The sequence below is a fragment of the Ruania suaedae genome, assembly GCF_021049265.1.
In the GTDB taxonomy this organism is placed as follows: Bacteria; Actinomycetota; Actinomycetes; order Actinomycetales; family Beutenbergiaceae; genus Ruania; species Ruania suaedae.
Genome location: NZ_CP088018.1, coordinates 3,342,061 through 3,355,599, shown reverse-complemented (window position 1 = coordinate 3,355,599; position 13,539 = coordinate 3,342,061). Strand labels below are relative to the sequence as shown.

The 13,539-nt window shown below is 69.0% G+C and carries 11 protein-coding genes; 5 read left to right on the top strand and 6 right to left on the bottom strand.

Annotated features, from left to right (window positions below):
* Positions 1-80: 80 nt before the first annotated feature.
* Positions 81-563 carry a VOC family protein gene (locus tag LQF12_RS15520; protein ID WP_231053803.1) on the top strand — a complete coding sequence of 161 codons (483 nt, stop codon included), beginning with the start codon at positions 81-83 and terminating at the stop codon, positions 561-563.
* An 18-nt stretch (positions 564-581) separates the two neighbouring features.
* On the opposite strand, the gene LQF12_RS15515 is transcribed toward LQF12_RS15520, so the two are convergent.
* Both LQF12_RS15515 and LQF12_RS15510 read right to left on the bottom strand, forming a co-directional pair.
* On the bottom strand, positions 582-974 hold the full coding sequence (locus LQF12_RS15515; protein WP_231053802.1) for a phage holin family protein: 393 nt from the start codon (positions 972-974) through the stop codon (positions 582-584).
* The gene (locus tag LQF12_RS15510) at positions 971-1,747 is read right to left on the bottom strand and encodes a FadR/GntR family transcriptional regulator (protein ID WP_231053801.1); all 777 of its coding nucleotides are present in this window, start codon (positions 1,745-1,747) and stop codon (positions 971-973) included. Before LQF12_RS15510 ends, LQF12_RS15515 begins: the two co-directional genes overlap by 4 nt.
* 69 nt (positions 1,748-1,816) lie before the next feature.
* Between LQF12_RS15510 and LQF12_RS15505 the strand changes: the two genes are divergently transcribed.
* Genes LQF12_RS15505 through LQF12_RS15495 form a run of 3 tightly spaced genes read left to right on the top strand, consistent with a single transcriptional unit; the run spans position 1,817 to position 5,231 of the window.
* A complete protein-coding gene (locus LQF12_RS15505) occupies positions 1,817-2,611 on the top strand; it encodes a sugar phosphate isomerase/epimerase family protein (protein WP_231053800.1) in 795 nt (264 codons plus the stop codon).
* Positions 2,608-3,465: a phosphogluconate dehydrogenase C-terminal domain-containing protein gene (locus LQF12_RS15500; protein WP_231053799.1), complete on the top strand. Its 858-nt coding sequence runs from the start codon at positions 2,608-2,610 to the stop codon at positions 3,463-3,465. Before LQF12_RS15505 ends, LQF12_RS15500 begins: the two co-directional genes overlap by 4 nt.
* Entirely contained in the window at positions 3,465-5,231 is a 1,767-nt protein-coding gene (locus tag LQF12_RS15495) for a D-apionate lactonase family protein (protein ID WP_231053798.1), read from the top strand. The genes LQF12_RS15500 and LQF12_RS15495 overlap by 1 nt, the downstream gene beginning before the upstream one ends.
* 10 nt (positions 5,232-5,241) lie before the next feature.
* Here the strand turns inward: LQF12_RS15495 and LQF12_RS15490 are convergent, their stop codons facing one another.
* The 3 genes from LQF12_RS15490 to LQF12_RS15480 are packed head-to-tail and all read right to left on the bottom strand — an operon-like array spanning position 5,242 to position 7,416.
* Entirely contained in the window at positions 5,242-5,472 is a 231-nt protein-coding gene (locus tag LQF12_RS15490; RefSeq protein ID WP_231053797.1) for an antitoxin, read from the bottom strand.
* A gap of 53 nt (positions 5,473-5,525) precedes the next feature.
* On the bottom strand, positions 5,526-6,557 hold the full coding sequence (locus tag LQF12_RS15485; protein ID WP_231053796.1) for a LacI family DNA-binding transcriptional regulator: 1,032 nt from the start codon (positions 6,555-6,557) through the stop codon (positions 5,526-5,528).
* 28 nt (positions 6,558-6,585) lie between these two features.
* A complete protein-coding gene (locus LQF12_RS15480) occupies positions 6,586-7,416 on the bottom strand; it encodes an NAD-dependent epimerase/dehydratase family protein (protein WP_231053795.1) in 831 nt (276 codons plus the stop codon).
* 111 nt (positions 7,417-7,527) lie between these two features.
* Here LQF12_RS15480 and LQF12_RS15475 point away from each other — a divergent pair, with 111 nt between their 5' ends.
* On the top strand, positions 7,528-8,496 hold the full coding sequence (locus LQF12_RS15475) for a sugar-binding transcriptional regulator (protein WP_231053794.1): 969 nt from the start codon (positions 7,528-7,530) through the stop codon (positions 8,494-8,496).
* A gap of 192 nt (positions 8,497-8,688) precedes the next feature.
* On the opposite strand, the gene LQF12_RS15470 is transcribed toward LQF12_RS15475, so the two are convergent.
* Positions 8,689-13,347 (bottom strand): golvesin C-terminal-like domain-containing protein, encoded by a 4,659-nt coding sequence (locus tag LQF12_RS15470; protein WP_231053793.1) that lies wholly within the window; start codon positions 13,345-13,347, stop codon positions 8,689-8,691.
* Between the last annotated feature and the right edge of the window lie 192 nt (positions 13,348-13,539).

Below are 13,539 nucleotides of genomic sequence, written 5' to 3'. Positions count from 1 at the left end.
CGCGCGGTTGGTTCCGGGCCGAGGGGAGGTTGTCGCGGATGTCCAAGCGTCATCGAACAGATCCTCTGGATGCTGGAGCCATGGATACTTCTTATCGCCCTGCCGGCTACAGCACTCTGTCACCGCTCCTCGTCGTCTCGCCCGCACGTGAGGCGATCGAGTTCTACGCCACCGTGTTCGGTGCCCACGTCGTCACCAGGATGGAGGGTCCCGACGGTGGCGTGTGGCACTGCGAACTCGACCTCGGCACGGGGCGCATGACGGTCATGGACCCGAACGCGGTCTTCGGTGCGGTCGCCAACGACCCCACCAGCGACAATGCCGCCTTCAGCCTCGCGATCTACGTGCCCGACGTCGACGCCACGCTGGCGCTCGCCGAGCAGCACGGTGCCCGGGTGCGCGAGAAGGCCGACGACTTCGCCGTCACCGGGGACCGCTTCGCCTCCATCCAGGACCCGTACGGCGTGCGCTGGACCCTCATGACGCGCACGACGCCGCGCACCGACGAGGAGGTGCAGCAGAACCTCGACGCCTGGGTGGAGTCGATGCGCTCGGAGTCCTGAGCCGGACCGCGATCGAGCTCAGCGGCTCTCCTTCTTGCGCCCGTCCGGCAGCACCAGCGTCAGGATGACCGCGATGATCGTGATGATCAGGCCGGCGAGCACCGCCGTCCAGAAGCCGTCGACGGTGAGCCCGTAGTCGGTGAACCCGGTCAGCCAGCTGGTCAGCAACAGCATCAACGCGTTCACCACCAGGAAGAACAGCCCCAGGGTGAGGATGTAGAAGAGGATCGAGACCAACTTCACCAGCGGTTTGACGATCGCGTTGACGATTGTGAACAGCAGCGCGACCGCGGCGATCACGATCACGGTGTTCAGCGTGGTGCCGTCGGTGCGGAAGTCGACGCCCGTGATCCACAGCGAGGTGAGCCACAGGGCGATGCCGTTGATGAGGACCTTGATGAGGAAGCTCATGGAGTCATTGTCGCACCCGGGGGCGGCGAGTCCAGGTGGTCTCCCGCCCCCGGGTCCTCGGCGAGGCGCCGGTTCGCCGTGGCCATGTGCACCGCCATCGCCGCAGCCGCAGCGCCGCCGTCCTGCGCCGTGATCGCCGCCAGCACGGACTCGTGCTCGCTCAGGGCCAGCAGGGCCGACGCCTCGTCGTGCACGGCCCGGTCGGCGTAGACCTGCAGCAGCGAGCGCACCACGTGCAGCAGATCGACGATCGTCTCGTTCTTCGAGGCGGCGGCGAGGTGGTCGTGGAAGTCGTGGTCGGCGCGCGCGAACGCTGCCAGATCGCCGGTGCGCTCGCGCATCCGGTCCAGCGAGCCACGTAGCTCTGCCAGGTCCTCCTCGCCGGCGCGGTTCGCTGCGAGCTCGGCCACCTGCGTCTCCAGCCCCGAGCGCAGCTCGAGCAGCTCGGCGGTGCTCTTCTCGCCGATCAGCAGCCCCCACCGCAAGGTCCGCGGGAGCAGCGTGCTGGCGGTGCCGCGCAGGTAGGTGCCCGAACCCGGCCGCACGTGCACGATACCGAGGATCTCCAGCGCGGCCAGCGCCTCGCGCACCGCGGAGCGCCCCACGCCGAGGGTGGTGGCGAGCTGGCGCTCGGCGGGCAGGCGGGTGCCGGGCTCGAACGAGCCGCCGGTGAACAGGTCCAGCAGCAACCGCGCCACCTCCGAGACCGGCGTGGTGCCCGGGAGTGAGCCCAGGGACGCCGTGATCTCGGCGGAACGGTCGCTGGCTGGCATGGGCACGAGGCTACCGGCACGACGCCCCGTGCTCTTGCAATTGGTCAACCGGTTCGCCAAAATGGGCTCATGATCGGACTCGGCACCTATGCCTTCTTCTGGCAGCTCTCCGACCGCAACCCGCGGCCGATGACGCTCACGGAGTCCTTCCAGGCCACCCGTGACCTCGGCGTGGGGCTGCACCAGATCTGCGATTACGCACCGCTGGAAGACATGGACAACGCCGAGCTCGCCGATGCCGCCGCGGCCGCCAAGGACCTGGACCTGGTGATCGAGCTCGGCACCAAGGGCATCGAGCCGGAGCACCTGACCCGCTTCCTCGAGATCGCCGCCGTCTTCGACGCCACCCTCATCCGGAGCATGATCTACGGGCCGGACTCCCGCCCCACCCTGGAGCAGGCCCACCAGTGGCTGACCGAGACGATGCCCGCCGTCGAGGCCGCCGGCGTCACCCTCGCCCTGGAGACCTACGAGCAGCTGCCCACCACCGACCTGCTCGCCCTGGTCGAGGGCGTGGGCAGCGAGAACCTGGGCCTGTGCCTGGACCCGGGCAACGTCGTCGCCCGGTTGGAGAATCCGCAGATCTGCGTGGAGCAGGCCGCCGATCTCACCCGCGCGGTGCACGCGAAGGACTACGCCTTCGCCCGCCAGCCCGGCTGGGTGGGCTTCACCTACAGCGGCGCGCCGATGGGCGCGGGCCTGCACGACTACCCGCACCTGCTGCGCACCGTCCGCCCGCGCGAGCGGGGCATCAACGAGGTCGTCGAGCACTGGCTGCCCTGGCAGGACGACCCCGAGACCACCATCGCCACGGAACGGGAATGGACCCGGACCGCCGTCGACTATCTGAGGAGCACCACATGAGTGAGAACACGTACACGATCGCCGTCATCGGCGCCGGCGGGAAGATGGGGATGCGCGTCTCCAACAACCTCGTGCGCACCGACCATGCTGTGAAGTACGTGGAGAACTCCGAGGGCGGGCGCGCGCGCACCCTCGAGGCCGGCCGCGAGCTCACGGACGCCGTGACAGCGGTCCAGGATGCCGACATCGTGGTCCTCGCCGTGCCCGACCTGGCCCTCGCCTCGGTCACCGCCGACCTGGTGCCGCAGATGCGCGCCGGCGCCGTGGTGCTCACGCTCGACCCGGCCGCCGCCTACGCCGGCCTGCTCGCCACCCGCGAGGACGTCATCCAGGCCGTCGCCCACCCCTGCCACCCCTCGGTCTTCCTGCAGCGCCAGACCCCCGAGGAGTGGGCCGACACCTTCGGGGGCATCGCCGCCCCGCAGGACGCGATCGCCGCCGTCGAGTCCGAGGACGACGCCGTCAAGACCCTGGTGGAGACCACCGTTCGTGCCATCTACGCCCCCGTGGTCGACGTGCACTGGGTCACCGTCAAGCAGCTCGCCCAGCTCGAGCCGACCCTGGTGGAGACCGTCGCCTGCATGATCGGCGAGCTGCTGAACGAGGCACTGCAGGAGGCCGTGCACACCATGGGCGTGCCCGAGGCCGCCGCGCGCAGCATCCTCTACGGCCACACCCAGGTGGCGCTCGCGAACGGCCTGCGCGGGGACAACCCGTTCAGTGACGCGTGCCTGATCGCCATGGACTACGGCCGCGAGTCGATCATCAAGGAGGACTGGAAGAAGATCTTCCGCGACGACGAGCTCGACAAGAACCTCGCGCGCATGCTCCACCTCGACGCCATCGAGCGCTGATGGCGGGCGGGCCCGCGTCGCCGTCTGCGTGGTGGCCACCGACCCGCTCGTTCGCGAGCGGGCGGTGGGCACTGCTCATCCGCGACGGTGAGCTCGCCGAGATCTCCGTGGACGGGCAGGTGCTGCTGCGCGGTATCCGCGCGATCGTCCGGGTGGCCGACTGGGTGAGCGTGCCGTGGTCGGTGACCTCGGTGGACATGACCGACGCCTCGGTCACGGTCCGCCTCCAGGCCACCGAGCCACAGATCACCGGCACCCTGCACGCCGAGATCGACGGCGACCGGCTCACCGCCACCGTGGAGCTGGAGCCCGCCGAGGAGCTGTGGACCAACCGCGCCGGGCTGATCGTGCTCCACCCGCCGGCCCTGGCCGGCACACCGCTCACCGTTCGCCACCCCGACGCCGCCCGCTCGCCCACCACGTTCCCCGACGATCCCGCACCCCATCAGCCCGCACGCGACATCGCCGGCCTGGCCTGGGACCAGGGCGGGCTGCGGGCGCAACTGGAGCTCGACGGCGATGTGTTCGAGATGGAGGACCAGCGCAACTGGACCGATGCCTCCTTCAAGACCTACAACCGCCCCCTCTCCCTGCCCTTCCCCTACCGGGTCGGTGCGGGGGAACGTATCCGGCACCGCCTCACGCTCAGCGTGAGGCCAGCCGCCGGCCTCCCGCCGGCACCGCCCACGACGGCGCAGGGTCCGCCCGTCATCGACCTCACCCCCGGCGGGCCTCTCCCGCAGTTCGGGCTCGGCGCGGCCACGGCACCGGGCCCGGCTCCCGCGTCGACGGGCCTGGCGCCGGACGTGCCGTTGCTGGTCGAGCTCGACCTACGGACGGCGACCTGGCGGGCGGCCTTCGAGCGCGCCGTCGGGAGCGGGCACCCGCTGGACGTACGGCTCGTGCTGGACCCGCACCACCCCGAGAAGGTGCGCTCCGCCGTCGCCGGCCTGGTCGGGCAGACTGTGCTGCGGGTGGGTGCCTACGCGGGCGGGTCGCCGCGGCATGTCTCGGATGTGGCCACCATCGCGCTCCTGCTGGGGGAACTGGAGGCCGCCGGCCTGGACCTGCCGGTGGTCGGCGGCGCCCGGTCGCACTTCACCGAGCTCAACCGCGGGCTGGACCGGCTCCCTGGCGACCTGGACGGGCTGGCGGCGGCGATGTCACCGCTCTTCCACGACCTGGGCACCCCGCAGCTGGTGGAGTCGGTGGCGATGCAGCGGATCCTCGCGCGACGGATGGTGACGCTCGCCGCTGGATCGGGCGTGCACATCGGCCCGGTCACCCTGCGCCCTCCGTTCAACGCCGTCGCCGACCATGACCACGCCTCACCCACCCGCACGGACCTGGCCGAGGGCTACGGCCCGGCGCTCGCCGACGCCACCGACGCGCGCCAGCACGCTCCCGAGCTCGCGGCCTGGACGATCGCCAGCGCCGCGGCGCTCGCGGTGCCGGGCGTCGCCTCGATCAGCTACTTCGAACAGTGGGGCCCGCGTGGGGTGGTGGCTGCCGACGGCACGCCGTACCCCGTGGCGGAGGCCATCGAGGCGCTGCTCGGTCTTGCCGGCGGCCCGACGACGCAGCTGCTCAGCGGTGACAGCCCCGACGGGCTGCTCTGGGCGGTTGGCAGCACGGACGGCGTACGGACGAGGGTGCTGCTGGCGAACCTGCACCCGGTGGCGCAGGAGGTGCGCGTGACGACGCCCAGCGGGACGGTCACGAAGGTCCTGGGCGCGTCGTGCTGGGTGGCGCAGACGCTCGAGTGAGGCGTGGTGCTCAGCCGCGCGGAGGGGGCCCGGACCCGGGCTCGCCCGTGCCGCGGCCGCCCTGCTTGTCGATGTAGTCGTGCGCGGCCTGCTGCGCCGAGTCGATCTTCGAGGCGTGCTTGTCGCCGGCCACCTTGCGCGCCTGCCCGGCGACCTTGTCGGTGACGGAGCGACCGGTCCGGCGCCCCTTCTCCGATCGGAGCGCGCCCTGGGCTGCTCGGAGGATGCTCGTGATTCTCATGAACACAGGGGACCACACTGGTCCCGGCATCGCCTGCCGAATGCCCCGATGCCTCAGTCACCCGAGCGCCCCGACGTCCCGGCACCCGCCGCCGTGCTCGCGCGGACCACGAGCGTCGGCTCGAACGTGCGGTGCACCTGCCCGGAGAACTCTCCGGCGATCGCCTCGAACAGCAGGTCGATCATGCTTCTCCCGAACTCCTCGTGCCGGCCGCGGACGCTGGTGAGCGGGATGAGGGAGGCCTCGGCGAACTCGTTGTCGTCGTAGCCAACGATCGCGACGTCCTCGGGCACCCGCACGCCCCCGTGCACGAGCGTCTGCATGAGGCCGAGTGCGACCAGGTCGTTGACGGCGAGGATCCCGTCCGGGCGGGCGCCGGCGGCGCGGTCGAGCAGCTGGGCACCCACCCGCCGCCCGGCCTCGACGGTGCGGTCGGCGGTGTCGATGATCTCCAGCCCGGCACCGCCACCGCTGACGGCGGCGCTCGCCCCGGTCAGGCGGGAGGCGACCTGGGCGATGGTGAGCGGGCCCCCGACGAAGGCGAGTCTGCGCCGTCGGCGATCGATGAGGTGGGCGGCGGCCTGCCGGCCGCCGGAGACGTCGTCGACGGAGACCGAGGGCTGGTCGGGGTGGAGGGCCTGCTGGCCCACGAGGACCGACGGCGTCCCGCGCCGGCGCACCTGCGCCAGCCTGTCCTCGATCGGCTCGTGCGAGGAGACGAACAGGCCGAGCACGCGGTGCTCCTCGAAGACGGAGAGGTAGGCGTCCTCGCGGGCGCGGCTGCGGTGGGAGTCGGCGAAGAGCACCGAGACGTTGCGGGTGGCGGCGCCGCGTTCGACGCTCTCGGCGATCTCGGTGAAGTAGGGATTGGAGATGTCGGGGGCGAGGTAGCCGATCAGCCGGCTGGTCCCCGAGCGCAACTGCCGGCCGGCCTGGCTGGGCACGAAGCCGAGGATCTCGATCGCGGCGGCGATACGGCGCGCCGTCTCGGGCGAGACGCGTTCGGGGTGGTTGAGGTAGTTCGAGACGGTGCCGGTCGCGACGTCGGCATGAAGGGCGACATCACGGATGCCGACCCTGCTCACGCCCTGTCCTCCACGTGCTCGAGGGTACTCAGCGCCAGTCGTGCTGGGGAGCGAAGCCGAGCTCGCGCTGGATCTTGCGCACGGACATCAGCGACTCGTACTCACCGAGGTCCTCGGCCACCGGGGTGCCGGGGAACCAGCGCTCGGCAACCTTACGCGAGGGCGCCTGCGTGCCGGACTCGGGGTGGGCGACGTTGTAGACGCGGAAGCCCGGCGTGGCGGCTTCGAGGGCCAGCCGGACGGCGAGGGCGCCGTCGCGGGAGTCGACCCAGGAGCCGAGCAGGTCGCGCCGGTAGCCAGGCTCGCCGGCGCGTTCGAAGGTGGCGTACTCATCGGGGGCGACCACGTTGGTGAAGCGCAGGGCGGTGAGCGAGGTGCCCTCGCCCCAGCCGGTGAGCTGGGCCGCGATCGCCTCCTCGGCCACCTTGCCGAGGCCGTAGGTGTTGTGCGCGCGGGTGAAGGTTTCGTCCACCGGGAGTGAAGGTGGTGACTCGTCGAAGGGGAAGCCCATCGCGGTGATGCTGGAGGCGAAGACGACGGTGCGGATGCCGGCGCGGTGCGCGGCGAAGAGGGTGTGGAAGGTGGCGCCGACATTGGCGTCGAAGGTGGCGGCGTCGGGGACGATGCCGTTGACCGGGATGGCGGCGAGGTGGACGAGCGCGTCGAGGCCGCCGTGGCGGGCGGTGACGCCGAGCAGCGCGTCGAGAGTCTGGCCGTAGTCGCCGAGGTCGACCTGGGTGAAGCCGGGGCCGGGGGCGCCCGATCGGTCGAAGCCGATGACTTCGTTCCCGTGCTCGCGCAGGTGGGTCACGGTGGCGCTGCCGAGCTTGCCCGAGCTGCCGGTCACTCCGACGATCATCGTCGACACTCCTTCGTGGTGAGAACGGTGCGAGCCTAATGGTGCGGCAGATGCTGGCGCAATTCATTCAACTACGAATAGACTTGCAAGCCACTTGGGGAAGGAGCAGCGATGCCCTCACGATACGGTCCGCCGATCGACGTCCAGCTACGGCAGCTGACGAAGGTGGCGGTGATGTACCACGAGCAAGGCGTGCGCCAGGCGCAGATCGCCGAGGCGCTCGGGCTCTCGCAGGCGAAGGTCTCGCGGCTGCTCAAGCGCGCGACGCAGCTGGGGGTGGTGCGCACGACGGTCAGCATCGCGCCGGGTCTGCACACCGAGCTCGAGGCCGAGCTGGAGCGCGCGTTCGGGCTGGCCGAGGCGGTGATCGTGGATGTCGAGGACGACGCCGACGAGGCCGAGCAGATCGCGGCCATCGGGGGAGCGGGGGCGGCGTACCTGGAGACGGCCTTCTCCGGGGCCGACCGGGTGGGCATCGCTTCCTGGAGCCAGACGCTGCTCGCGACGCTGGACCGGATGCGTCCGTCGGTGACGCCGACGGTGAGCGAGGTGGTCCAGCTGCTCGGTGGGATCGGGGTGCCCGAGGTGCAGACCCAGGCCCAGCGGCTGGCGAGTGAGCTGGCGCGGATGCTGGGCGGGCAGGCGTACTACGTGCAGGCGCCGGGCGTGGTGGCCGATCGCGGGACCCGGGACAGTCTGCTGCGTGAGCCCGGACTGCAGGCGGTGATGGAGCGGTGGCGCGAGCTGACGGCCGCGGTGGTGGGCATCGGCAGCATCGACCCGAGTGACCTGCTGGCCGAGAGCGGGAACGCTTTCGATGCGGCCGATCGTGAGACCTTGCTGGCCGACGGCGCGGTGGGGGACATCTGCCACCGGGTGTTCCGGGTGGACGGGTCGGCGATCGAGGGCGACGTGGACGCGCGGACGATCTCGGTGCCGGTCGAGGACTTCCGGCGGATCCCGCGGCGGATCGGGATCGCCGGTGGGGAGCGGAAGGTGGAGCCGGTGCGTGGGGCGCTCGCGGGGGGATGGGTCACGACGTTGATCACCGATGCGAGGACGGCGCGGGCGTTGTTGTAGGGGCGTCGGGCCCGGGCGAAGGTAGCGCACCGGGCCGAGCGACAGCAGCCGACCCTGGAACGTGGTTCTAGCACTACGGTGGTACTCACGAACCTCCTGGTGCTGCGGACTCACGACACCCGCAGTCCACCGAGGGGGTCTCGTCGTCCATCTCGACACGCCCGCTGCCACCAACCTCATGGCCGGGTACACCTAGAGCGGGACGACCCTGACAAAGCGTGCGGACGCCGCACGATGGTGACCTGGGTGCTGGGCGGTCAGTGTGAGCCCGGCGCCCTGCCGGCCCAGCTCGAACAGCCCGAGAGAGACCCACCTTCCGTCGTCCACGCCCTGATCTCGGGTCAAGGTGACCAGACCTGCCTCCGTCTGAAGTTCGTAGACGGCTCGATTCGTCGATGACCCGGGCCCGGGCCACCAGACGATCACGTCGTAGGTGGCGGCCTCGGCCAGGTCCGGGAGCCAACGAGCAGCGGCCATAGTGGTGCCTCCCGCGTAACGGGAGGGTCCACCGTCGTGGTCGGCCAGGCCGCTGTTGGACCAACTTCCCGTCTCCTCGTAGCGAGGGTCACCGGGCCCGAGCGGCTCGAACGGCAGGTCGCCGACGTGGACGGCGGCCCTGACGTCGGGCGCCTCCCGGACCCGCACTTCCTGCGCAACCGCCGAGGTCAGGCCGGCTGGAGGCGTCACGCGAACCTCGTAAGCGCGCTCCCCGTCCGCAGCCACCTCGACTTCCAGTAGACCTGGATCAACCGTCCAACCGGCTGGGACGTCGAGGTTCACCTCGCCGGTGAATCCCGCAGAGCCGCCGGAGACCAGGATCTCACCTGCACTCGGTTCGCCAGGAAGGGTCGCCGCGAAGCGAAGTGACTTCGCTCCGCCAGGTTCGTGGGCCAGCGGGACGAATCGGACGGCGTCCGCGCGGTGGTACCCCTCGCTCTCGACTCGCAGCTCTACCCATCCGTCGTCGCCCTGCGCGAAATTGAACTCACCGATCACGTTCCACGCCCGGGCGTTCTCCTGCTGATTCACCGCTAGAACTTCTTCGCCCTCTGCGTGACGGATCACGTAGGTCGCTGCAGTGGTGGTCTCCTCGTTCGAGGGGTACCAGAGCGCAACCTGGTAGCGCCCCGCTTCGCGAATCTGCGGCGCCCACCGGGCGGTGCCGCCGAGGCGACCGGAAGCGCTCCACCGGCTGGTGCCGCTGAAGCTCCCGGTGAATCCCGTGGTGTTCCAGTACCCCGTCTCGCGGTAGCGGGGCCAGGGGTCTTCGTTGTCCACGATCGTCTCCTGCGAGGGCACGTTCACCGTCACGCTGCGAGAGGAGCCGTCGGAGAGCCGTGCCACGATCTGGTGACGCGATCCAGGCTCGGCGCCGAGCGGCGAGGTCAGCGGGACGACAAGTTCGAACTCCTGACGTGCGGGGACCTCCACGTCGTGCTCGACCTGCATCGCCGACCAACCGACGGGTAGCTGGATCGCGACGCGGACGGAGCGATCGACGGGCGAGAGGTTGAGCACCGAACACCGCATCTCGACCGGATCGCCCGGGCGTTCCAGGATCATGGGTGATGCTGCGATAGCAGTCAGAAGGACCGAAGGAAGTACCTCGACCCGCCATGGTTCAAGATCCAACGACACCTCATCCCCCAGAACTCGAACCGGGATCTCGTACGGACCCGGGGCACCATCGGCGGGAATGGAGACGCCGCACACCCACGTCGCTTCGTCCCCGGCAGCCGGTGTATTCGACTCGTCGCCATCGGTGCGGGACCATCCCGAGGGAAGGTCGAGATCGACGCGCAGGGGTGAGATCGGCTCCGAGGCCGTGCGTACCCGCACGGTCACGTCGACGTCATCGCCTGCCGTCGTACTCGCGGGCCCCGTCGCCTCGCCTTCTGCAAGGGTATCGTCCGGGACCGCTCCGGTGATCCTGCTCGACAACCGCAATGACACGGGCTCGTCGTAGACGAGACCACCGTCCACCTCGATGTTGAACTCGAAGGTCTCCGCCATCGGCTCCACGAAAACTGTCCACTCGTTCGGATAGTTCGCAGGAACGACCCTGTGACTTTCACCTTCACCGATTCGATAGTCCAATTCAGCGACCGACGTCGTCGCGATCTGCACGTAGGCGTCGTAACCGCTGAAGTCGGGCCGCGGTATCAGCATGGCGCGCACCACTCCGCGCTCGTTCTCCTCGTCGAAGTGGTACCCCATCCGACCGCGGTAGTCGACTCGTTCGGGGGCGTAGTGGATGAGCCCGTCCGAGACATCCTCGAGCGTGATGACGGCCATCCCCCGGGCCGTGAGATCGACCGTCAGACTGTCGTTACGGATGACAACCGGGCGCGACGACTTCGCCCCGTCAGCGCGAATCCTTCCTCGCCTCGGACGGAGAACACCGCGCCCCACGCGCGTACCTTCGAGGCGCCCCCCGAAGCGGACTGTGACCTCCTCCTCCGACTGACTCTCATTGAGCAGGACGAGGTGATATGCGTCGGACGATTGCCCGCCCACCCAGTTGATCTGTGCATTGTCCAAAGTCACGGTGCCGGGCTCAAGGACCGGCCATACCCCCGTATCTCCGTAGACCACTCCCGGCTCGTGCCCGTACGTGTTGAAGCGGAAGAACACGTAGTTCGATTCGAACTGGCCGGGAAAGTCGATCTCGCCACGGGAACGATGCCGCACCTCCTCGAACAGGTAGTGGAGAGTAAGAGCGAGTTGTGCCGGGATGTGGTTGTAGTAGACGGCTGAGATCCCACTGGGCCCTTCGTGGGGGAAGTCGGGCTTCATGTGAGTCGCGATGTGTTGACGGTTGTAGTAGCCGGGATAGTTCGTCCACCGCCCGACGACCAGATTGTGAGCGACATCCCGGAGCAGGTCGTCATCGCACAAGGACGCCAGTCGCAGCAGATACGGCGCCCACATCGGGATCAGACTGAACCCACCTCCCGGGTGCGGGCCGTCGATCTTGTAGGTGCTCAACTGCTCGAAGGTCAGGCCCGATGTCGCCACGACCCAGGCGGGAACGTCGTCGTCCTCCACCTCGGTTCGCGGGTAGTCGTAGACTCCCCGCCCCCCGTCCCAGCGATTGAACTGATTGAGGATGATGTCGTCGGTCGGCACCGTGACATCACCCGACGGGACCGGGCGCACCTGGGTCTGCGTGACGAATCGCCGCGCTTCGACGTGCGCGGCCTCGAGCAGCTCGCGATCGCCGGTCTCCTCATAGGCGAGAAGGATCTCCGTCCATGCTTTGCTGTAGTAGTACTGGAAGACATTGTCGGGCTCGTTGGTGGAGTACGGCTCGGGCATCCACTGCCGTACGTACCGACGCGCTTCGGCTCGAAGGCGAGCCAGGTGCGCCCGGTCACCGGTGAGCTTCCACGCCATGAGCGGGTTCGTCATGGGTGTGGCTCCCGTTGCGTCGAGGTCATTCGCCTCGCGTAGTGCGAGCGCGTACAGACCCGGAGCGGTCCCGCGTGTCTGGTGCCACATCGCCGCGACGGCACTCAATCCACGTGGTACATGCCCGATCTCGGTGTAGGACCGCGAACCGGTGGTCATCGTTCCCGGGATGGGGCTCCACGCGTGGTCTTCGCGAGAGACGTGAAACTCCATCATCGGTCTCGCCCGGTCGGCGTAGAGGCTGTGGTCCCGGGTCAGGAGGGCCGCGCCGAGCAGCGCGCCGGCCGTCGTGGTCTTGGTGGTGTTGTCGAACTCCGGGTCGACGAAGGACTTGGCTCGATCCCACCAACCACTCGGCGACGCCACGAACCCACCCGCCTCGGTCGAGGGCTCGCTCGTCTGGATCAGGTCGATGATGTTGAAGGCGGTCTGCGTGAGACTCGTATCGAAGACGTTCTCCCGATAGTCCGTCAATCCGTACTGCTCCCGCGCGAGGTACTCGAAGGTTCGGGTGAGCGGTTCGGAGCGGGCCACGACCCCGAACATCGTGCTGATCGCATCGCCAGGATCGAGCTCCGCACGCTCACCGGCCTGCGGCGCGTACATGACCGGCTGGACCCCCCGATCGTCATTTCGCAAACTCATCCCGAAGGCTTGGTTCCATCGCTGGTTGTGGCGCTCGTGCTCGAAGGCGAGATCGTGTGCGGGCGCGAAGACACCCCAGGTGAGCGGTCGTTCGTTCCCGGCTTCCCGCAATGACATGGGAGCGAAGAGTTCCCACGCGCCGAGCGACTCGGCGGTCGTGATCACTCGCGCGTGCTGACGAGAACCGCAGAGCACCTCGTTGATGTCCTGCCGGTCGCGAATATCGGTCGCCTGATACCCGATCACATGCTGCGCACGCCGGCCGGCGATGAGTTCGACCTGCGCGATCGGATCCGAGCCCGTCAGCGTCCACACGACGCTGAACTCGAACTCCTCACCCGCACTCGCGACAAGTCTTGCCGATGCGGAGTCGAGAATTTCGACCGAATCGAAGCCGACCCAAAGTGGGTCAGCCGTAGCGTAGTAGTCCAGCGGCACGGGCTCGTCCGAACGAAGGATCACCCACTGCTCATCGAAGCGTCGGGTCGGGTCGTTCACCGGCCTCCACCCACCATCGTCTGCGATCTCGATGTCACGCAGGATCGTGTGGCCGCCGTCCCACACCGCTTTGTGGAAGCGGATGCGGTAGCCGTTGCCCTCGATACCGCCTGCCTCTGAGACCACCAAACCGGGCTTGTCGAGTCGACGCAGGGCGTCCGGGAGCGGTTCCTGCGGATGCTGTGGCGCCGCGTGCGCGCGTCCCTGCCCACGAACCAGCAGGACCGATCCGATCAGCCCTCCCCCTCCGACCAGCACACTGCGGCGACTGGGGCCTCTCGACTCCGAACGATCCACGTTGACCGACTCCCATGACGATGCGAACAGTTTGTCGCGAAGTACAATTGCACAATATGGGCGGCCTGTCCATATCGTGCGTCGCAACGCCACGTGAGGGTCGTGTTACGTACTGCTGACGCCGCCCTGACGGGTTGGGCGGGTCTGTCACAGACACCAGCCGCGGCAGCCGAGCCTGATCGCTGATCCCTG